Origin of the sequence: Lentzea sp. NBRC 105346, from assembly GCF_030269605.1 — a bacterium.
Lineage (GTDB): Bacteria > Actinomycetota > Actinomycetes > Mycobacteriales > Pseudonocardiaceae > Lentzea.
In genome coordinates, this window is record NZ_BSTQ01000006.1 from 32,671 (window position 1) to 52,916 (window position 20,246).

At 67.6% G+C, this 20,246-nt stretch carries 16 protein-coding genes, 2 tRNA genes, 1 other RNA gene and 1 pseudogene; 16 read left to right on the forward strand and 4 right to left on the reverse strand.

From position 1 onward, the window contains the following. The first annotated feature begins 40 nt into the window (after nt 1-40). The 3 genes from QSK35_RS14565 to QSK35_RS14575 all read left to right on the forward strand — a co-directional run bounded on the left by QSK35_RS14565 (nt 41) and on the right by QSK35_RS14575 (nt 3,550). Nucleotides 41-3,052: a UPF0182 family protein gene (locus tag QSK35_RS14565; RefSeq protein ID WP_285746224.1), complete on the forward strand. Its 3,012-nt coding sequence runs from the start codon at nt 41-43 to the stop codon at nt 3,050-3,052. Nucleotides 3,053-3,103: 51 nt separating this feature from the next. Further along, nucleotides 3,104-3,177, forward strand: a tRNA-Met gene (locus tag QSK35_RS14570). A 299-nt stretch (nt 3,178-3,476) separates the two neighbouring features. Further along, nucleotides 3,477-3,550 (forward strand) — tRNA-Met (locus QSK35_RS14575). Nucleotides 3,551-3,649: 99 nt separating this feature from the next. On the opposite strand, the gene QSK35_RS14580 is transcribed toward QSK35_RS14575, so the two are convergent. Then, nucleotides 3,650-3,847 carry a hypothetical protein gene (locus QSK35_RS14580; protein ID WP_285746226.1) on the reverse strand — a complete coding sequence of 66 codons (198 nt, stop codon included), beginning with the start codon at nt 3,845-3,847 and terminating at the stop codon, nt 3,650-3,652. Between the two features lie 391 nt (nt 3,848-4,238). Here QSK35_RS14580 and QSK35_RS14585 point away from each other — a divergent pair, with 391 nt between their 5' ends. The 11 genes from QSK35_RS14585 (at nt 4,239) to QSK35_RS14635 (ending at nt 16,099) form a co-directional block, all read left to right on the forward strand. Then, on the forward strand, nt 4,239-4,739 hold the full coding sequence (locus QSK35_RS14585; RefSeq protein WP_285746228.1) for a PadR family transcriptional regulator: 501 nt from the start codon (nt 4,239-4,241) through the stop codon (nt 4,737-4,739). A 138-nt stretch (nt 4,740-4,877) separates the two neighbouring features. Beyond that, entirely contained in the window at nt 4,878-5,978 is a 1,101-nt protein-coding gene (gene prfB / locus QSK35_RS14590) for a peptide chain release factor 2 (RefSeq protein ID WP_285746230.1), read from the forward strand. A gap of 122 nt (nt 5,979-6,100) precedes the next feature. Then, nucleotides 6,101-6,790 carry a cell division ATP-binding protein FtsE gene (gene ftsE, locus QSK35_RS14595; RefSeq protein WP_285746232.1) on the forward strand — a complete coding sequence of 230 codons (690 nt, stop codon included), beginning with the start codon at nt 6,101-6,103 and terminating at the stop codon, nt 6,788-6,790. Between the two features lie 42 nt (nt 6,791-6,832). Beyond that, a complete protein-coding gene (gene ftsX / locus QSK35_RS14600; protein ID WP_285746234.1) occupies nt 6,833-7,738 on the forward strand; it encodes a permease-like cell division protein FtsX in 906 nt (301 codons plus the stop codon). 29 nt (nt 7,739-7,767) lie between these two features. Further along, on the forward strand, nt 7,768-8,244 hold the full coding sequence (smpB, locus tag QSK35_RS14605) for an SsrA-binding protein SmpB (protein ID WP_285746236.1): 477 nt from the start codon (nt 7,768-7,770) through the stop codon (nt 8,242-8,244). Continuing rightward, nucleotides 8,222-9,094: an amidohydrolase family protein gene (locus QSK35_RS14610; RefSeq protein ID WP_285746238.1), complete on the forward strand. Its 873-nt coding sequence runs from the start codon at nt 8,222-8,224 to the stop codon at nt 9,092-9,094. Before smpB ends, QSK35_RS14610 begins: the two co-directional genes overlap by 23 nt. A 21-nt stretch (nt 9,095-9,115) precedes the next feature. Beyond that, complete coding sequence (locus tag QSK35_RS14615) at nt 9,116-10,777, forward strand: AfsR/SARP family transcriptional regulator (protein ID WP_285746240.1); 1,662 nt, start codon at nt 9,116-9,118, stop codon at nt 10,775-10,777. Nucleotides 10,778-11,112: 335 nt separating this feature from the next. After that, nucleotides 11,113-12,699: an HAL/PAL/TAL family ammonia-lyase gene (locus QSK35_RS14620; RefSeq protein WP_285746241.1), complete on the forward strand. Its 1,587-nt coding sequence runs from the start codon at nt 11,113-11,115 to the stop codon at nt 12,697-12,699. Then, entirely contained in the window at nt 12,699-13,961 is a 1,263-nt protein-coding gene (locus QSK35_RS14625; RefSeq protein ID WP_285746243.1) for a Rieske 2Fe-2S domain-containing protein, read from the forward strand. The genes QSK35_RS14620 and QSK35_RS14625 overlap by 1 nt, the downstream gene beginning before the upstream one ends. 117 nt (nt 13,962-14,078) lie before the next feature. Beyond that, a complete protein-coding gene (locus QSK35_RS14630; RefSeq protein ID WP_285746245.1) occupies nt 14,079-15,095 on the forward strand; it encodes a nucleotide disphospho-sugar-binding domain-containing protein in 1,017 nt (338 codons plus the stop codon). After that, a complete protein-coding gene (locus tag QSK35_RS14635) occupies nt 15,092-16,099 on the forward strand; it encodes a serine hydrolase domain-containing protein (RefSeq protein WP_285746247.1) in 1,008 nt (335 codons plus the stop codon). The genes QSK35_RS14630 and QSK35_RS14635 overlap by 4 nt, the downstream gene beginning before the upstream one ends. A gap of 55 nt (nt 16,100-16,154) precedes the next feature. Here the strand turns inward: QSK35_RS14635 and QSK35_RS14640 are convergent, their stop codons facing one another. Then, nucleotides 16,155-16,799: a response regulator transcription factor gene (locus QSK35_RS14640; protein ID WP_285746249.1), complete on the reverse strand. Its 645-nt coding sequence runs from the start codon at nt 16,797-16,799 to the stop codon at nt 16,155-16,157. After that, nucleotides 16,787-18,010 carry a sensor histidine kinase gene (locus QSK35_RS14645; RefSeq protein WP_285746251.1) on the reverse strand — a complete coding sequence of 408 codons (1,224 nt, stop codon included), beginning with the start codon at nt 18,008-18,010 and terminating at the stop codon, nt 16,787-16,789. The genes QSK35_RS14640 and QSK35_RS14645 overlap by 13 nt, the downstream gene beginning before the upstream one ends. A 133-nt stretch (nt 18,011-18,143) precedes the next feature. Between QSK35_RS14645 and ssrA the strand changes: the two genes are divergently transcribed. Both ssrA and QSK35_RS14655 read left to right on the forward strand, forming a co-directional pair. After that, nucleotides 18,144-18,516: a transfer-messenger RNA gene (ssrA, locus tag QSK35_RS14650) on the forward strand. 211 nt (nt 18,517-18,727) lie between these two features. Then, nucleotides 18,728-18,916 (forward strand): hypothetical protein, encoded by a 189-nt coding sequence (locus QSK35_RS14655; protein ID WP_285746253.1) that lies wholly within the window; start codon nt 18,728-18,730, stop codon nt 18,914-18,916. A gap of 243 nt (nt 18,917-19,159) precedes the next feature. Here the strand turns inward: QSK35_RS14655 and QSK35_RS42720 are convergent. Continuing rightward, nucleotides 19,160-20,227 (reverse strand): annotated as a pseudogene (locus tag QSK35_RS42720) (recombinase family protein); the annotation flags it as partial. Between the last annotated feature and the right edge of the window lie 19 nt (nt 20,228-20,246).

Consider the following 20,246-nt stretch of genomic DNA (forward strand, 5'->3'; position numbering starts at 1 on the left):
AACGTACGTATCTCAAGACCGCGATCCAGGAGCGTGCCTCGTGGCCACTAGGCCTCCGGTCGGACTGCCGAAACTGTCCCGGCGCAGCCGAATCCTGCTCATCGTCGGTGTGGTGCTGCTGTTCGGACTGATCACCGGATCACGGCTGCTCGACACCTATGTGAACTGGCTCTGGTTCGGTGAGGTCGGTTTCCGCAACGTCTACACCACCGAGATCCTGACCAAGCTGGGGTTGTTCCTGGCGGTCGGTGTGTTCGTCGGCGGCGTCGTGGGCCTCAACCTCTACCTCGCCTACCGGTCGCGTCCGGTGTTCGTGCCGGTCGCCGGGCCGGACGACCCGGTGGCGCGCTACCGCACCGTCGTGATGCGGCGGATGCGCCTGTTCGGGCTTGGCATTCCGCTGTTCATCGCGTTGATCGCGGGTGCGTCGGCGCAGGCCGACTGGCAGCAGGTGCAGCTGTTCTTCAACGCTACTTCGTTCGGTGTCACGGACCCGCAGTTCGGGCACGACATCGGGTTCTACGCGTTCAAGCTGCCGTTCTTCGAGTGGCTGCTGTCGTGGCTGTTCATCACGACCGCGATCTCGTTCATCGGCGCGGTTGTCGGGCACTACCTGTTCGGGGGCATCCGGCTCGCCGGGCGCGGTGGGCAGTTGTCCAGCCCCGCTCGGCTGCACCTCGCGCTCGTCGCGGGCTCGTTCGTGCTGTTGAAGGCCGTCGCGTACTTCTTCGACCGGTACGAGTTGCTCTTCTCCAACCGTAACGAGAAGTTCGACGGCGCCAGCTACACCGACCTCAACGCGGTGTTGCCCGCCAAGCTGATTCTGCTGTGCATCGCGGTGTTCTGCGCCGCGGCGTTCTTCGCCGGCGCGTTCATGCGCAACGTTCAGCTGCCCGCGATCGCGACCGTGCTGCTGGTGCTGTCCAGCGTGCTGGTCGGTGCTGCGTGGCCCGCGGTTCTCGAGCAGTTCTCGGTCAAGCCCAACGCGATCGAGAAGGAAGCCCAGTCGATCCAGCGCAACATCGACGCCACCAAACAGGCGTACGGGCTCACCGAGGACAAGGTTCAGACGAAGCCCTACGAGGGCAAGCAGAACGTGTCGCTCGAAGAGCTGCGCGGCGACCAGGCGACGCTCGGCAACATCCGCCTGCTGGACCCGGCCGTGCTGGCGAAGACGTTCACGCAGCTGCAGCAGCAGCGGCCGTTCTACGGGTTCCCGACCAAGCTCGACATCGACCGGTACACAGTGGACGGCAAGGTTCGCGACTACATCGTCGCCGTCCGCGAGCTCAACAGTGGCGGTCTGCCGGAGAACCAGCGTGACTGGATCAACCGGCACCTGATCTACACCCACGGCAACGGCTTCGTCTACGCCGAGGCGAACAAGGTCAACGCGATCGCCTCTGACACCGGCAACGGCGGCTACCCCGACTTCAAGGTCGGCGAGATCGCCTCGAACGGCAAGCTGTTCAACAGCACCGACGGCATCGAGGTCAAGGAGCCGCGCACCTACTACGGCGAGCTGTTCGGCGCCGACGACTACGCCATCGTCGGTGGCCGTCCCGCGGGGTCGAGCGGCGAGTACGACACCGACACCTCGCAGTACACCTACACCGGCACCGGTGGCGTGTCCGTCGGCAGCATCTTCAACAAGCTCGTCTTCGCCGCGAACTACGGCGAGCGGAACATCCTGTTCAACTCCGCCATCGGCGACGAGTCGAAGATCCTCATCAAGCGGCACCCGCGCGACCGCGTGCAGGCCGTGGCGCCGTGGCTGACCGTGGACGGCGACCCGTACCCGGCCGTCGTCAACGGCAAGATCATCTGGATCGTCGACGGCTACACCACGCTGGACAACTACCCCTACGCGCAGAAGCAGCAGCTCGGTGAGGCGACCAACGACTCGCTGACCACCGAGGGCGGCGTCGTCCAGCAGGTCAACCGCCCGGTCAACTACATCCGCAACTCGGTCAAGGCCACTGTGGACGCCTACGACGGCACGGTGACCCTGTACGCGATGGACGAGAAGGACCCGGTGCTCAAGGCGTGGCAGGGGGTCTTCCCCGGCACCGTCAAGCCGTCCAGCGACATCTCCGCCGAGCTGCGGGCGCACTTCCGTTACCCGGAGGACCTGTTCAAGGTCCAGCGGCAGACGCTGGCGTCCTACCACGTCACCAACCCGCGCGACTTCTTCTCCGGTGTCTCGTTCTGGGGCGTCCCCAGTGACCCGACGATCGACAACGTGATCACGGCGCAGGCCCAGGAACAGCAGGGCAAGCAGCGCAAGGACCGGCAGCCGCCGTTCTACGTGCTCGCCGGCGACCCGAACGACTCGGACAAGGTGAGCTTCCAGCTGACCAGCTCGCTGGTGCGGCAGAACCGGGAGTTCATGGCGTCGTACGTCTCGGTCAGCTCCGACCCGGACACCTACGGCAAGATCAGCGTGCTGCAGCTGCAGCAGGACGCGAAGGGCCCGCAGCAGATCCAGACGCAGTTCCTGACGTCCGACACGGTCTCCAAGGACCTCAACATCCTCAACCAGCAGAAGTCGAACGTCGTGTACGGCAACCTGCTGACCCTGCCGGTCGGCGGCGGCCTGCTCTACGTGGAGCCCGTCTACATCGAGCGGGCCTCACAACAGACGTCGTACCCGCAGCTGTCCAAGGTGCTCGTCAGCTTCGGCGACAAGGTCGGCTACGGCTCGACGCTGAAGGACGCGCTGGACCAGGTGCTCACCGGGGCCGGAACGACCGTGCCGGCGCCGACCGACCCGAACAACAACGGCCAGCCGCCGTCGACCACGCCGTCGACGCCCACGCCGCCCAACGCCAACCTGAGCCCCGAACTGCAGCAGGCCATCAAGGACATGCAGTCCGCGCTCACCGACATCCGCAACGCCCAGAAGAACGGCAACTTCACCGAGCTCGGCGCGGCGTACCAGCGCCTCGACGACGCGATCAAACGGTTCGACAAGGCCAACACGAACGGGGGCGGCTCGCCGTCCACGCCGCCGCCCTCGTCGGTCGTTCCATCGCCCACCCCGTCGGGCTGACCACCCGATTTGCATTGTTGATGCTCCACCCCGTAGGGTTCTGTTTACCGACGCGGGGTGGAGCAGCTCGGTAGCTCGCTGGGCTCATAACCCAGAGGTCGCAGGTTCAAATCCTGTCCCCGCTACAAAGCCGGGAGAGCCCTGTTCGCGGAATGCGCGAACAGGGCTTTTTCGCATTATTTTGGGGGGCCGAGCCCCCCAAGCCCCCCACGTGCGGGCTTGCCGCCCTCGGGCTGCGCCCGTCGGGCGGCTGCGCCCGCTAGATGTGGCCCACCTGCGGGAGATGCCCACCAGATGTTTGGTGATCGCTCGATGTTCGGCGCTCACCAAATGTCGCCCTCTACCTGCGGAAATGGGCGGTTGTGGGGGGCGGTGAAAAGTGGTTTTTGAAGGGTGTATAGTTCTTCATGTAGCAAGACAGCGGCGCGGGGTGGAGCAGCTCGGTAGCTCGCTGGGCTCATAACCCAGAGGTCGCAGGTTCAAATCCTGTCCCCGCTACAAAGTGGGAAAGCCCTGTTCGCGGAGATCGCGAACAGGGCTTTTTCGCATGGTATTGGGGGGCCGAGCCCCCCAAGCCCCCGCGAAGGGCGCGGTGATTCAGGTCATGTTCTCCGCCCAGTAGCGCGCGCAGAGCATGCTGCTGCAGATCCGCCCCTGACCGTGGACCGTGCGGTGCTTCTTGATCGTCTTGCCGCACACCATGCACTCGTCGTTGCCGCGCTGCTCCGGGATCGTCCCCGCCGCCCACGCCGCCGCGTGCTGCACGACCTTGTGGTCCTTCCACTTCATGTTCATGCCCATCGTCCCCGACCTCCTGCGCTCAGACCTGACCCGGCAGTGATCATTTTCTCAGTCCACCTGGGATGGGCCAGGGGTCGGCGCCGGGTTCACCGGGTTGTGGGAACAGGAGTGCAGGGGAGCAGTAGTCGGTCGGCTCCGGCCGGTGAGAATGTGCCGCCGATCGGGTGAGGGGGACGGGTTTTCGTTGCCGCCGAAGGGGTTTTCCATCCCAGGTGGATACTGACGGTCAAGCGGCCAAACGAGGGGCGCCGATCGAGACGCGGCGACTCAGTGCGACTTTTCGTTGCTCCGCATGGCCCAACAACGCTAGCCCGTGATCAGCCACTGTGGACTCAACGGCTGACCATTGTGGACAGGTCGGTGTGGACGTGGGAACGTTGTCGTTGTGTCAGACCTGAATGCGACCGCAGCCGCCCTCCTCGGGCTGCTGCACGACGGACCCAAGACCGGTGGCCAGTTGGTGGCGGAGGCCGGGGAGCGCTTCGGTGCGTTCTTCAGCGTGACCCGCAGCCAGGTGTACCGCGAGCTGCCCGCGCTGGCCGACGCCGGCCTGCTGCGACTCGGCAAGCAAGGGCCGCGCTCCAGCCAGCAGTACGTGCTCACCGCGGCGGGCAAGAAGGCCTTCAAGACCTGGCTGCTCTCCGAGCCCGGTCCGGACCACCTGCGCAGCCCGCTGATCCTGCGGCTCGTGCACGCCGGCTCGTTGACCGCGAAGCAGCGCCAGAGCCTGATCGACACGGCGCGCGCCTCGTACGGGCAGGAGCAGGAGACCGCCAAGCTGGCCGCGAAGACCGCGGAGGACCCCTACGCGAAGGCGGTGGCCGAGTTCGGCCTGGCCCACGCGAAGGCCGTCCTCAAGCTCCTGGACGCCATCCCCACGGCCTGAGGTGGTGCCGTTATGGCCACCTTCACGGACCTCACGTCCGTGAAGGTGGCCATAACGGCACACCCCTGAGCGGCCGTGTTCACGGCACGTGCGAGCACCGGTCGCACCCCGCGACCGGTGCTGGCGTAATCTTCTGCCGTGAACCCGGACGTCGAAGCTGACATCAAGGACCTCTCCGCCACGCTCTCGAGCATCGAGGCGGTGATGGACCTCGATGGACTGCGCGCGCAGGTCGCCGACTTGGAAGAGCAGGCCGCGCGCCCGGACCTCTGGGACGACCAGGAGAAGGCTCAGAAGGTCACCAGCGCGCTCTCGCACAAGCAGGGCGAGCTGCGCCGCGTGACGGGCCTGCGCGAACGTCTCGACGACCTCCCGTTGCTCTACGAGCTCGCCGAGGAAGCGGACGACGCCGACGCGCTGGCCGACGCCGACAACGACCGGTCGAAGCTGCGCGAGGAGATCGCGAGCCTCGAGGTGCGCACGCTGCTGTCCGGTGAGTACGACGAGCGCAACGCGCTGATCACCATCCGCGCCGAGGCCGGTGGCGTCGACGCCGCGGACTTCGCCGAGATGCTGCTGCGCATGTACTCCCGCTGGGCCGAGCGCCACGGCTACGGCGTCGAGGTCTTCGACACCTCCTACGCCGAAGAGGCGGGCATCAAGTCCGCGACCTTCCGCGTCACCGCCCCGTACGCCTACGGCACGCTGAGTGTCGAGCAGGGCACGCACCGGCTCGTGCGCATCTCGCCGTTCGACAACCAGGGCCGCCGCCAGACGTCGTTCGCCGGCGTCGAGGTCGTTCCGGTCGTCGAGCAGACCGACCACGTCGAGATCGACGAAAAGGACCTGCGCGTCGACGTGTACCGCTCGTCCGGTCCCGGTGGGCAGGGCGTCAACACGACCGACTCCGCCGTGCGCCTGACGCACATCCCGACCGGCATCGTGGTCTCCTGCCAGAACGAGCGCTCCCAGCTGCAGAACAAGGCGACCGCGATGAACGTCCTGCAGGCCAAGCTCCTCGAGCGCAGGCGGCAGGAGGAGCAGGCGAAGATGGACGCGCTCAAGGACTCCGGCTCCAGCTGGGGCAACCAGATGCGCTCCTACGTGCTGCACCCCTACCAGATGGTGAAGGACCTGCGGACCGAGCACGAGGTCGGCAACCCGTCGGCGGTGCTCGACGGCGAGATCGACGACTTCCTCGAGGCCGGCATCCGGTGGCGCAAGCAGTCCCAGAGCTGATCTGGTGTTTAGCCTCACGACGTGGCATCACCTGAGGTGAAGCCTCCTTCGATCTCGCCGATCGACCGGGAAAGTTAACCGGAACGGGGGCTTTACCCAGCCCACGGGTAGACTCGCCGCTCGTGATTCGCCTCGAACACGTTTCCAAGGTCTACAAGACCTCCACGCGTCCCGCACTCGACGACGTGTCCGTCGAGATGGACAAGGGTGAGTTCGTGTTCCTGATCGGACCTTCCGGGTCCGGCAAGTCGACCTTCCTGCGGCTTCTGCTGCGCGAGGAAGTGCCGACCAGGGGACGCGTCTACGTGTCCAACTTCGACGTCGCCAAGATGTCCCGGCGCAGGGTCCCCCGCCTGCGTCAGTCGATCGGCTGCGTGTTCCAGGACTTCCGCCTGCTGCCGTCCAAGACGGTGGCGGAGAACGTGGCGTTCGCTCTCGAGGTGATCGGCAAGCCCCGCAACACCATCGTCAAGGTGGTGCCCGAGGTTCTGCAGCTGGTCGGCCTCGACGGCAAGGCGGACCGCTTCCCCACCGAGCTGTCGGGTGGTGAGCAGCAGCGCGTCGCGATCGCCCGTGCGTTCGTGAACCGGCCGCTCGTGCTCATCGCGGACGAGCCCACCGGAAACCTGGACCCCGACACGAGCCAGGACATCATGTTGCTGCTGGAGCGCATCAACCGCACCGGCACGACGGTCATCATGGCGACCCACGACCACTCCATCGTCGACTCGATGCGCCGCCGCGTCGTCGAGCTGAGCTTCGGCAAGGTCGTCCGTGACGACGCGCGGGGTGTCTACGGCGTAGGCCGCTAGGACACCCACCCCCGACCCCGACCCCAAGGAACACCGGCCCCGATGCGTACCAGCTTCGTGTTCAGCGAGGTCATCACCGGCCTGCGCCGGAACGTCACGATGACGATCGCGATGATCCTCACGACCGCGATCTCGCTCTTCCTGCTCGGCGGTGGCCTGCTCGTCGTCCGCACGATCGACAAGATGCAGGCCAACTACCAGGGCAAGCTCGAGGTCTCCATCGTGCTGACGAACGACGTCAGCGCGAACGACAAGGACTGCGCGCAGCAGCCCTGCGCCGGCCTGCGCTCCGAGCTGGAGACCACGTCCGGCATCGACTCGGTCATCTTCGAGAACCGCGACAAGGGCTACGAGCGCTTCAAGCAGATCTTCGAGTCGCAGCCCGAGCTGCTCAAGCTCGCCCGGCCCGAGGCGATCCCGGCGACGTTCCGCGTCAAGCTGGCGGACCCGGAGCGCACGGACGTGATCGTCCAGGCGTTCACCGGCAAGCCCGGCGTGAAGAGCATCGACGACCAGAGCAAGTTCCTGCAGCGGTTCTTCGACGCGTTGAACGGCGTGCGCGACTTCGTGCTCCTCATGGCGCTCATCGTCGGTATCGCGTCCGTGCTGCTGATCTCGAACACGATCCAGCTGTCGGCGTTCACCCGGCGCACCGAGGTCGGCATCATGCGCCTCGTCGGCGCGACGCGGTGGTACACGCAGCTGCCGTTCCTCATCGAGGCGGTGGTCACCGGCCTGGTCGGTGCGCTGGGCGGCGTGGCGCTGCTCGCGGGCCTGAAGGCGGCGTTCCTCGGCCGCGTGTCGGGCAGCCTGACCGAGTCCGGGATCGTGCCGAACATCGGCTACCTCGACATCCTGGTGTACGCGGCGCCGTGGATGTTCCTGGTCGCGATCATGATCTCGGCGGTCACCGGCTACGTCACGCTGCGCCTCTACGTGCGGCTTTAACGGCTGGCGCGGTCACGTAGAGTCAGAGCATGGTCAAGGAACGCGGGCAGAAGGTGATCGCGTCGAACCGCAAGGCTCGGCACGACTACACCATTCTGGACACCTACGAGGCCGGGATCGTGCTCGTCGGCACCGAGGTGAAGAGCCTGCGGATGGGGCGGGCGTCCCTTGTGGACGCCTTCGCCCAGGTCGACGACGGCGAGATCTGGCTGCACGCGCTGCACATCCCCGAGTACGTGGCGGGGACCTGGACCAACCACGAGGTGCGGCGCAAGCGGAAGCTGTTGCTGCACCGCAAGGAGATCGAGCGGCTGATCGGCAAGACCAAGGAGTCGAGCCTGACGCTCATCCCGTTGCAGATGTACTTCAAGGACGGGTACGTCAAGGTCGAGCTGGCGCTGGCGCAGGGCAAGAAGGCCTACGACAAGCGGCAGGCGATCGCCAAGCGCGACGCGAACCGCGAGATCGCCAAGGCGCACGGCCGTGCCCTCAAGGGTCGGTACTGACGACGAGGTCCGGCCCTGGCTCGACGAGCTGGGGCTGCCGGGCCTCGTCGACATCCACGTTCACTTCATGCCGCAGAACGTGCTCGACAAGGTCTGGTCGTATTTCGACGGAACCGGTATCTGGCCCATCAACTACCGGACCAGCGAGGAAGAGCGACTCCAGACGCTGCGGAACCTCGGCGTCACGGGGTTCGCGCCGCTCGTCTACCCGCACAAGCCCGGCATGGCGGCGTGGCTGAACGACTGGGCGCTCGACTTCGGCACCCGCGTTCCCGAGGCCGTCCCGACGGCCACCTTCTTCGCCGAGCCGGACGCCGACGAATACGTGCGCAAGGCCCTGGACGCCGGCGCGCGGTGCTTCAAGGTGCACGTGCAGGTCGGCGCCTACGACCCGCGTGACCCACTGCTCGACCCGGTGTGGGGCATGATCGCCGAGGCGGGTGTCCCGGTCGTCACGCATGCCGGCAACGGGCCGATTCCGGGCGCGCACACCGGGATGGACGTGCTGGCCCAGGTGCTCGAACGGCATCCGCGGCTCACCGCCGTCATCGCGCACGCGGGCATGCCGGACTACCTGCCCGCGCTCGACCTGGTGCGACGCTTCCCGCGCGTGCATATCGACACGACCATGGTCGGCGTCCCGTTCTCCGAGGCGTTCGCGCCGTTGCCGGACGACTGGGCCCTCAGGCTGGCCGACCTGGGCGACCGCGTCGCGTTCGGCAGCGACTTCCCGAACATCCCGTACGACTACGCGACGCAGCTGCGAGCGATCGCCGAGTGGGAAATAGGGTCTGACTTCCTGCGTTCCGTGCTCTATTTCAACCCCTCGGCCCTACTCCGTCTCAATTGATCATCGTTACGATCCGCAGTCGTGGCGATACACGACGGAGTCAGCCCGCGGCTGCTCGGCCCCGTCCAGGTGATCGTCGACGGCAGATCGGTCGCGCTCGGTGGGCCCAAGCAGCGGGCCTTCCTGGCCGCCCTCGTGCTCGGCGGCGGACGCCCGGTGTCCGTGGACCGGCTGTGCCGCGCGCTGTGGGGTGACGAGCCGCCCAGCTCGTCGGCGGCGAACCTGCGGACGTACGCGGCCGCGCTGCGGCGGCTCGGGCTGCGGCTGGTCAGCCAGCGGCCCGGCTACCGGCTGGAGGTCGACCACTGCGACCTGACGGAGTTCGAGCGGCTGCTCACGACCGCCGCCGAGACGGGTGACCCGGTCGTCGTCGCGCAACGGCTCGGCGAAGCACTGGACCTGTGGCAGGGCGACGCCCTGGACGGCATCCCGGACGAGTCCGCGCTGCACGCCGAGGCAGCGCGCCTGAACGAGCTGCGCCGCGCGGCCGTCGAGGACCACGTGCAGGCGCGGCTGGAGCTCGGCGAGCACGCCGCGTTGATTCCGGAGCTGCTCGGGCTGGTGCGCGAGTTCCCGCTGCGGGAACGGCTGTGGGAACAACTGGTCGTCGCGCAGTACCGCAGCGGCCGGCACGCCGAGGCGCTCGACACGTACGCGCAGGTGTCCGATGTGCTCTCCACCCAGCTCGGGGTGTCGCCGGGACCACGGCTGCGGCAGCTGCACGAGACCTTGCTGCGCAACGATTTCGTGCTCGACGTCCGCCCGGTCGACCTGCGCTCGGCGGTGGACCCGCTGGACCTCGCCGTGGCGCAACGCTCACTCGGCCGCAAGGCGGCGGAGGAGGGCCGGATCGACGAGGCGCTGGCGTTGTTCGACCACAGCCTGGCCACGTTCCTCAGCGAGGGCTGCCCTGGAGAGGCGGGGTACGTGCTCGCGTACCGCAGCACGTGGCTCAACGAGGCGGGCCGGTGCAGCGAGGCGCTGGCGGACGCGACGCGGGCGCTGGACCTGATGACCGCCGCCGACGACCGGTACGGGAGTGTGCTGGCCCGGCGGCGGATCGGGACCTCACTGGTGTACCTGGAACGCTACGACGAGGCCACATCGTGCCTGGCCGAGGCGCTGCGGATGTCCGGAGAGCTGGGCGACCAGGCTTTGCAGGCGGACGTGTGGAGCGCGATCGGCGGGACGCAGCTCGGGCTGGGCGCGTTCACCTCGGCCGCGGAGGCGTTCGAGCGGTCCGGAATGCTGTTCCGCGCCGTCGGGCAGCTGCCCGGTCAGGCCTACGCGATGCTGAACACCGCGCGCTGCCTGTGGGAGCTCGACATGCTCTACGACGCCCTGGAGCTGCTCGACCGCGCGACCGTGATCTTCGCCGAGTGCCGGGATCGGCGTGGGCAGGCGTTCTGCGCTTTGTGGCTGGGGAAGGTGCGCGCTTCGCTGGGTGGGCACCGGCAGGCGTTGCGGGATCTGCACTTCGCCCGGCACCTCTTTCACGGGTTCGGGATGCGGCGGATCGAGGCCGAGGCTTTGTGCGAGCTCGTGCCCGTGTTGCGGGCTCTGGGGCGGAACGTGGCGGCTCGGACCGCGGCTGAGCAGGCTTTCGGGTTGCTGACGGCGTTGGATGATCCGACCGTGGCGCGGGCGGCGGCGTTGCTGGCGGGGCTGCGGTCGGCCGGGTGAGGCGGCTTGCGGCCCGGAATTGTCAGACCTGTCTGGGAGAATTAAGACAAGGGGTCCCCCTTCGGATCGGGGACGCCCGCTTCGCGGTGCACGGCGTTGGCGAAGCCCGCGGGCCGGCCGGTCAGCAGATCTCGTCCGTGTGCTGGGAGATCGCGTCTGCAAGTACCACCAACCCCTGATCGAATCACCCGACTCGGCCGCCGGATCTGCTCCCGCACGAGCGAACGTGACGTATGGGGACATAGATGTCCGCGAACGTCACGTTCGCTAGCACCGGGCCTGGCGAGATTCGTGTCTGTGCGGTTTTTGTGCACGGTGCCGAGAAGGTGCCGCGCATGAACGAACAGATCGCGATCGGAGCCCGCCTGCTCACCGTCGCGGACGCCGTGCGGATCGCCCGCGGGGGCAAGCCGGACGTGCGGCTCGACGACGCGGCGGCCGCCCGCATGACGGCATCGGTCGAGCTGAAGAACCACCTGATCGCCACCGGGCAGCCGATCTACGGCGTCACCACCGGGTTCGGTGCGAGTTGCATCCGGCAGATCGGTGCCGCGAAGACCGTTGCGCTGCAGCGCAACCTGGTCCAGTACCACCTCAACGGCAGCGGACCGATCGCGCAGCCGGACGTGATCAGGGCGACGATGGCCGTCCGGGCGAACTGCCTGGCGCGCGGGTATTCGGGGGTGCGGCCCGAGGTCGTCCGGCTGCTGCTCGACTGTCTGCGCCACGACGTGTTGCCGCTGATCCCGGAGCGCGGCTCGGTCGGCGCCAGCGGCGACCTGGTCCCGTTGTGCTACCTGGCGAACCTGCTCACCGGCGAGGGCGACGTGCTGTTCCGGGGCCGGGAGACCACGGCCGAGGAAGCCCTGAAGGAGTGCGGGCTCACGCCGGTCACCCTGGAGGCGAAGGAAGCGCTCGCCCTGATCAACGGCACGTCGTTCATGACCGGGTTCGCGGCGCTCGCGTTGCACGACGCCGAGGAGCTGGCGTTCGCGGCGGACCTGTGCACCGCGCTCGCGTCCGAGGTGCTGCTGGGCAACCGCGGGCACTTCGATGCCGTGATCCACGATCAGAAGCCGCACCAAGGGCAGGTGCGCAGCGCCGCCCAGGTGCGGGAGCTGCTCGCCGGCTCCGGGCTGTCCAAGGACTACCCGCAGGTCCTCGGCGCTCTGCCGGCGATCGAGGACGGGTCGTTCCTGGAGCTCAACCACTCGATCCAGGACCGCTACTCGGTGCGGTGCGCGCCGCACGTGGTCGGCGTGCTGCGCGACACCACGCGGTGGGCGCGCGAGTGGCTGGAGGTGGAGATGAACTCCACCAACGACAACCCACTGTTCGATGTGGACAGTGGCAACGTGTACAACGGCGGCAACTTCTACGGCGGGCACGTCGGGCAGGCGATGGACTCGCTGAAGACCGCGGTCGCGTCCGTCGGTGACCTGCTGGACCGCCAGCTCGCGTTGATCGTCGACGAGAAGTTCAACAACGGGCTCACGCCGAACCTCATCCCGCGGTTCACCGATGACGACGATCAGGGCCTGCACCACGGGTTCAAGGGCATGCAGATCGCATGCTCGGCGCTGACCGCCGAGGCGTTGCGCAACACCATGCCGGCCACGTCGTTCTCGCGGTCGACCGAGGCGCACAACCAGGACAAGGTCAGCATGGGCACGATCGCGGCTCGCGACGCGCGCACCGTCGTCGAGCTCGTGCAGAATGTCGTCGCGATCCACCTCCTGGCGTTGTGCCAGGCCGCTGACCTGCGTGATCCGGCGAAGCTCGGGGCGGGCACGCGGGCGGCGTACGAACTGGTGCGCTCCGAGGTCGCGTTCCTCGACGGCGACCGCAGGCTCGACCACGACGTCGCCGCGGTGACGGAGATGGTGCGCGACGGCGCGCTGCGCAAGGTGTGTGGTTGCTGATGCTCTCCGTTGAGCGCAACGAAACCCTGACGCGGTTCGGCGCGGGCACGCCGATGGGCGAGCTGCTGCGCCGGTACTGGTGGCCGGTCGCGATCAGCTCGCAGGTGCGCACGCACGACCTCATGCCCGTCCGCGTGCTCGGCGAGGACCTCGTGCTGTACCGGCTGCTCGACGGCAGCGTGCACCTGCTCGAAGACCGCTGCCCGCACCGCGGCGCCGCGTTGTCGCACGGCATCGTCGAGGTCGACGGGCTGCGTTGTCCTTACCACGGCTGGCTTTTCGACGGCAGCGGCTCGTGTCTCGAACAGCCGGGTGAGCCCGAGTCGTCCACGTTCGCGCATCGCGTGCAGGCGCGGGCCTACCCGGTCGAGGAACTGGGCGGCCTCGTGTTCGCATACCTCGGTCCGCAGCCGGCGCCGGTGCTGCCGTTGTACGACCTCTTCACGTGGGACGACGCCATCCGTGACGTCGGGTGGGCGGTCGTGCCGTGCAACTTCGTGCAGATCATGGAGAACGCGGTCGACCTCGACCACGTCGCGTGGCTGCACGGGCGGTACAGCGAGTGGCTGGCGAGCCGCGGCATGCCCGTCGAGATCCCGCGCACGTTCTCGAAGCTCAACCAGGAGACGGCGTTCGAGAAGACCGACTACGGGATCCTCATGCGGCGCAAGCTGGAGGGGCAGGACGCTTCCGCGGACGACTGGTCCGTCGGGCATCCGCTGGTGTTCCCGAACATGCTGCGGCTCGGCGGTGGCGGCAGCTTCGGTTTCCACCTGCGCACGCCGATCGACGACGAGCACACGTTGCTGCTCTGGTACACGACGTACAAGCCGGGCGGGCTGCCCGTGCCCTCGCCGGGACCGGTGTCCTGCTACGAGGTGCCGTGGCAGTGGGAGGACGGCAGCTTCCGCCTCGACCACGTCGAGGGCCAGGACATCATGGCGTGGGTGACGCAGGGGCGGATCAGCGACCGTTCGCGCGAGCATCTCGGCACCGTCGACCGCGGCGTGATCATGTTGCGGCGCATGTACTTCGAGCAGATGGAGCGGGTGCGCATCGGGATGGACCCGATGGGCGTGCACCGGAGCGGCGGCGTCATCGACCTGCCGCAGGAGAACGAGAAGTTCGGCGAGGGCACCGGGTTCGTGCGCGACTTCCTGTCCGCCGCGCACGCCAGGTTCAGCACGCGGGTGGACGAGATCGTCCGGCGGTACGCGGAGGTGGGCCTTGACGTCTCCGGCGCGCTGCCCGTGGTGCGGTGAGGAGCTGGCCCTCGTGCAGGAGTTCTGGGTGCGCGACGAGAGCTGGTTCTCCTGCTGGTGCGCCGCCTGCGGGCGGTCGTTCGAGCTCGTCGTGGCGGGGGATCGGATGGTGATCGGATGAAGGTCCTGTTCTCGGCTCCGGCCGGCGTCGGGCACTGCCTGCCGCTGGTGCCGCTGGCGTGGGCGATGCGTACGGCGGGACACGACGTCGTGCTGGCGACGACCGGACGTGGTGCCGCGGGCCTGGACGCCGTGCTGTCGTGCGGCCTGCCGGTCGTGGACGTCGCACCGTCGGCGGATGTCGACCGGGTGTTCGGGCGGTTCACGTCCGATCCGGGCTTCCGGGCGACCACGCGGCAGGCGCGCTCACCGGGTGACCTCGCGTTCGCCGCGACGGTGTTCGCCGAGCTGGCCGCGCTGATGCGTGACGGGCTGCTGGCGTTCGCGCAGACGTGGGGCCCGGATGTCGTGGTGCACACGCCGTTGGACGGCGCCGGCCCGCTGGTCGCGGCCAAGCTCGACGTGCCCGCCGTGCAACACGGGATGAGCTTCGCGGAGACGACGCGGACCGGGTTCCTGATCGCCTCGGCGATGGGGGAGAGCTGGCGGCCACCGGTGTTGTCGCTCGACGTGACGCCGCCGTCGCTGCGGCTGGCCGAGGGACTCGGCCGGTCGATGCGGTACGTGCCGCCCTCCGGCGGGCGGATGCCGGTGCTGGACGACCGGCCGCGCATCGCGCTGACGTTCGGAACCGTGCTGCCTTCGTTGCCGCAGCTGGACTTCGGCGACTACGAGGTGGTGATCGCGGGGACGCAGACCGCAGCGGGCGCGCGGACGCTGGGGTGGGTGCCGCTCGGGTCGTTGCTGGCGCGCTGCTCGGCGGTGATCCATCACGGTGGTGCGGGAACGACGTTGACGGCGCTCGCGCTCGGGGTGCCGCAGCTGTTGCTGCCGCAGGGTGCGGACCACTTCGTGAACGCCTCGGCCGTCGTGCGGTCCGGTGCCGGGGTGGTCGGTGGCGACGTGTCGGCCGTGCTGGAACCGCAGGTGCGCGAGGCGGCGGCTCGGGTCGCCCAGGAGATCGCCTCGCTGCCGCCGCCTTCGTCGTTCGTGTCCACAGTGGAGGAATTGTGACCGCGGTGCTGTCGGAGGGCGTCGTCTCCGGCGCCACGGACGAGCTGTTCTCCGTCGGCTCGATCACCAAGCTGTTCACCGCGACGCTCGTGCAGCGGCTCGTCCTCGACGGGATGCTCGACCTCGACGCGCCGGTGCGCACGTACCTGCCCGAGTTCGAGGTGCCGTTCACGACGCGGCACCTGATGACGCACTCGGCCGGGTTCGAGGGCGACGTGTACGTCGACTGCGACCTGACGCGGTTGCCGCAGATCACGCCGCCGGGTTCCGTGCACTCCTACAGCCAGACCGGCTGGCAGGTCGCGGGCTTGCTCGTGGAGTCGTTGCGCGGCAAGCCGTTGCCAGTGCTGATCGACGATCTGGGGCTGCCCGGCATCGACGCGTGGGAGGCGCGGGGGCACTACGGCCTGCGCGCCTCGACGCGCGGGCTGCTGGAGTTCGCCCGGCTGCACATGGAGGATCCGGCGCTGGCGGTGATGCGGGACGTGCACGCTCCCGTGCCGGACCGGTATCTCGGCGGGGCGTGGGGCCTGGGCTGGCGGATCCTGGCGCCGGGTGTGGCCGGGCACGAGGGCAACTCGCCGGGGGAGCACGCGATGCTGGTGGTGACGCCGTCGTTCGCGGTCGCCCTGCGCGGTGAGCCTGCCAAGGTGCACGCGTCGCTGCGGTCGTTGTTGCCGGAGATCCCGCGGTTCCCCGGCCCACCGGCGACTCCGATCCCGGTCGATCCGCATCGCGCTGTCGGGGTGTACGCCTCGATGTCGTTGCGGGAGGAGGTGTTGGTCCGTGACGGCGAGGTCTGGCTGCACGTCGAGCCGCTGCGGCCCGATGTCGCCGAGCTGATCCCGGAGCAGACCGTGCGCGCGGTGCAGTTGCTGCCGGATCACCTGGTGGCGGTGGAACCGGTGCGGGGCCTGCACCACGTGCACGTCCTGCTCGGCGACGACGGCACGGGCCGCGCGACGATGCTGCACAACAGCCGGGCTCAGCCTCGCGTGGCTTAGTGCTATGGGGGGAGCTTTCCAAGCGCTGGGCGCTTGGAAAGCTCCCCCCATAGCGTCAGCCCAGGTTGAGGTAGGCCAGGACGGCGCGGACCCGGCGGTGCTCGGAGTTGCTCGGCTCGAGGCCGAGCTTGGCGAAGATGTTGCCGACGTGCTTCTCCACCGCGCCGTCCGACACGACCAGCGACGACGCGATCGCCGCGTTCGACAGGCCCTGCGCCATCAGGCTGAGCACCTCGCGTTCGCGCGGGGTCAGCGAGTCGACCGGGCTCTTCTTGCTGCGCACCATGAGCTGTGTGATCACCTCGTGGTCGATGCTGGTGCCGCCGTCGGCGACGCGGCGCACCGCCTCGACGAACTCGGCGACGTCCGCGACGCGTTCCTTCAGCAGGTACCCGACCCCGCTGGCCCCGCCGGCCAGCAGCTCGACCGCGTACCGCTCCTCGACGTACTGGGAGAGCACGAGCACCGGCAGGTTCGGCGTGCGCTTGCGCGCCTCGATCGCCGCGCGCAACCCCTCGTCGGTGAACGTGGGCGGCATCCGCACGTCGACGACACACAGGTCGGGCTCGTGCTCGGCGACCGCGTCGAGCAGGTCGTCCCCGTTCTCGACGGCCGCGACCGTCTCGATGCCCTCGTCGGCCAGCAGGCGCTGGACGCCCTCCCGGAGGAGGACCGAGTCCTCGGCGATCACCACGCGCACGGCAACTCCGCTCGAATCACGGTCGGCCCGCCCTCGGGGCTGACGACCACAACAACACCGTCGATCGTGGCGGCCCGGTCCGCGAGACCCGCGAGCCCGCCGCCCGGCCGCAACGTCGCCCCACCCTGGCCGTTGTCGGTTACTTCGACCAGCACCCCGGTCTCGGTTCGGTTGACCTTGACCGTGGCCCTGGTCCCGTTCGAGTGCTTGGTGATGTTGGTCAACGCCTCGGCGACCGTGAAGTAGGCCGCGCTCTCGACGCTCGTCGGCGGCCGCGGCTCCACGTCCACCTGCAGTTCCACCTCGATCGGGCACCGCGCCGCCAGCGCACTCAGGGCCGGGTCCAGCCCTCGGTCACCCAGAACGCTCGGGTAGATACCCCGCGCCAGGTCCCGCAGCTCCTTGATCGCCAGTTTGGCGTCCGCATGCGCCTCTTCCAGCAGTTTCTTGGCTGTTTCGGGGTCGCTCCCCATCTTCGACTTCGCGCGTCCCAGCCCCATGGCCACCGCCACGAGCCGCTGCTGAGCCCCGTCGTGCAGATCCCGCTCGATGCGCCGCCGCTCGGCCTCGGCCGCCTCGACGCCCCGCGCCCGGCTGGACTGCAGTCGTTCCGCCTCGACACTCAGCAGCTCGGCCCGGCTCGGCCCGAGCAGAGCGTGCGCGAACCGCCCGTGCGCCATACCCAGCGCCCGCGTGGCGTAAATGCCCAGCGGAACCAGCAGCAGACCCAGCGCGGCCAGCGGCAACGCCGTCACGAACGAGTCGATCACCCACCCGGAGATGACGATGTCGAACATCGAGTACTCGATCCAGAACGGCACTCCGACGAGGGTCGCGATGACCGACCAGATGGCCACGACCGCACTGAACTCCAGCGCCCCGACCGGCAGCAACAGGACGAAGTACAGGAACGACCGCCACACGGCCGGGTCCAACGCCTTCTGCCGCGCACCCCGGAGGCCCGTCGTTTCCGCAGGTAGCGGCGGTGTCGCGATGTCGACTTTAAGCGCAGACCGCACCCACGCCCGCTCCAGCTTCGCCGCCCCGCGCGTGAGCTCGACCGTCCCGTAGAGCAGCACCAGACCGATCCCCAGCGGCGCCAGGCCCAGTCCCACGGCCACCAGAGTCACCAGCAGGACGAACCAGAAGATGCCGGAGGCCAGGTTGAGCAGCAGATACAGGCCGGCTGCGAGCGGGTTCGGTTTCGTCATGGGTCCAAGCATGGCGTTGTAGCTGGTCAGAGACCATGCGGCCAACCAGCGTGCAGAGGGTGGGGACAGCCCTACCGGCACTGGGAATGAACTCGTTGGCCCCCGTCGTTATGCTAGGCGGTACCAACACAACGGGGGTGAACGGTTTCGACTGTGGACGTTGATGCAAGGGAAGCGTGCCGGTGCAGGCGAGAGACCACCGCAAGCGTCATCGCAAACCAATAAGCGCCACGTCTAACGACAAGCGCGCGTTCGCTCTCGCCGCCTGAGGCGAGTAGCAACGCTGTCGGCCTGGAAGTGCCTTCGGTCCAGTAGCCGGCATCAGCTAGAGGGCTTACCAGCAGTTCCGGTCGCGGGGACTGTTCGGGACACTCACAGCGACTGGGCCCGTCACACCAGCTAGTCCGCGTGATTGGTGGGGTCAAGCAGAGACATAGCGGACTGCGCACGGAGAAGCCTTGCTGAGACGCCAGAGGACCCGGGTTCGATTCCCGGCACCTCCACCACAGCAGGCTTACTAGAACCCTTGTCCGCAAGGAAACGCTCTAGTGCGTCTGCGAGGGTTACACCCAGGTCAGAGCCACCGGTGCCGCAAGGCACGGTGGCTCTTTCCATGTCCACCACCAGGCTGCGCCGGTGGTAGCTCCGTGCCTCATCGCCCCTGCTGTATAGGCGGTACTCAGCGGACAGGATGCCGTCGAACGGCTCCTGTAGCGCGTGTTCGAGAACGGCCGCCTTCTTGCCATCGGCGTACAGCCGCGTGAAGAAGACCTTGTTCATGAGGCTCCGCACGGTCTCATTGCCCGCCCGGTAGGCCGCCTCTGGACGCTCCAGGAGGTCAAGCGCCCGGTGCAGGACGTTCCGGCCAGTAGCCAGGCCGCTGCCGTCCTGTTCGAGCTGTCGTGAGATCGTCTCGCGCTCGGTGCGGAGCGTGCCGATCTTCTCTCGCAGCTTGTCTTTCGGCCACCCTTCCTCTGCGGCCAGGTCGAGGAAGTAGCTCTCCTTGGCGTCCAGCTTGTCCGAGCGCTTCTCAAGCTGCTCTCGGAGTGCTGCCGTCAGCGCTTGGCCATCCGTGGCCGACGCGTCCACGATCAGGCGCGCGGCCGACAGCTCTTCAGTGCTTAGCCACACGGCACGGCGGTAGTGGTCAGCGACGGCTGCTTCCATCAGCTCCACGGGGATGTACGGCTGGTTGCACTCACCGTCCTGTCGTCCCATGCAGAAGAAGTAGTAGTACACCGTGCCGTGACGGTTCTTCGTTCGCTGCACCGTGAACTGACGGCGGCAGCGGAAGCAGCGCATCAGCCCTTTGAGGTAGTGCGGGTGGCTGTGCTGCCTAGTCCCGGTTCCTGAGTGTGCATCCAAGATGCGTTGCACTCTCTCAAACAGCTCATCGGAGATTAGGCGTTCGTGTCGCCCATTCTCGTACTCAATGCCCTTGTAGATGACGTTGCCGAGGTAGTACTTGTCCCGCAACAGCTTGTAGAGCGTCTGTTCGGAAATCGGCTTGCCAGTACGAGGCATCCGCAGCCCGGCAGTCGTCAGCTTGTCTTGCAGGGTGACAATGTTCGGGTAGCGACCAGTCGCGAACAGCTCGAACGCCATGACCACGAACGGCGCGCGTTCTTCGTCCTTGACGATGGTGTTGACTCGCCGCCCTTCGACAAACTTAATGCCATTCAAGTAGCCGAGTTTGGCAACGCCGTTCGTGCCGCCATTCTGTGCTTTGTGCAGCATCTTGGTTGAGATGTCCTGCCCACTGAGCCGCACTTGCACTTCGTTCATGATGTCAGTGACAGCCTCCATAGCGTCAGCCATGATGCCTTCACCGAAATCTTCCTTGGCTGAAATGAGCTTGACGCCCATCTCAGCAAGCTGCCGCTTAGTGATTGCGGCATCGGTGTAGTTCCTGAACGCCCGTGACCGCATGTAGATGAAAACGTAGCGGACTTCTGGGTGTTCCTTGAGATAGGCCAGCAGCTCCTTGAAGACCTTGCGCTTGGCGATGCTTTGCGCAGACTTACCCGGCTCTATGAACTCTTTGACGACCGGCACACGCATGGCAGTTGCCTTTGCGCCCGTGTGCTCCCGCTGTGTCGCGATCGAATTGCCGTCGCGGTCGACGTCCGACGCCGTATCCATCTGACGCTTAGAGCTGACGCGTAGATAGCTAACGCCAACCGCAACGCTTGTCACGTCCACTTTCGTTGATCGCATAACCCCTCCCTCCTAGGTT

Coding starts and splice junctions, on each gene's coding strand:
- ftsX (WP_285746234.1), top strand. CDS start 6,833: ATGCGTACCAGCTTCGTGTTCAGCGAGGTCATCACCGGCCTGCGCCGG.
- QSK35_RS14645 (WP_285746251.1), bottom strand. CDS start 18,010: ATGACGAAACCGAACCCGCTCGCAGCCGGCCTGTATCTGCTGCTCAAC.
- QSK35_RS14625 (WP_285746243.1), top strand. CDS start 12,699: ATGCTCTCCGTTGAGCGCAACGAAACCCTGACGCGGTTCGGCGCGGGC.
- QSK35_RS14620 (WP_285746241.1), top strand. CDS start 11,113: ATGAACGAACAGATCGCGATCGGAGCCCGCCTGCTCACCGTCGCGGAC.
- QSK35_RS14630 (WP_285746245.1), top strand. CDS start 14,079: ATGAAGGTCCTGTTCTCGGCTCCGGCCGGCGTCGGGCACTGCCTGCCG.
- QSK35_RS14580 (WP_285746226.1), bottom strand. CDS start 3,847: ATGAACATGAAGTGGAAGGACCACAAGGTCGTGCAGCACGCGGCGGCG.
- smpB (WP_285746236.1), top strand. CDS start 7,768: ATGGTCAAGGAACGCGGGCAGAAGGTGATCGCGTCGAACCGCAAGGCT.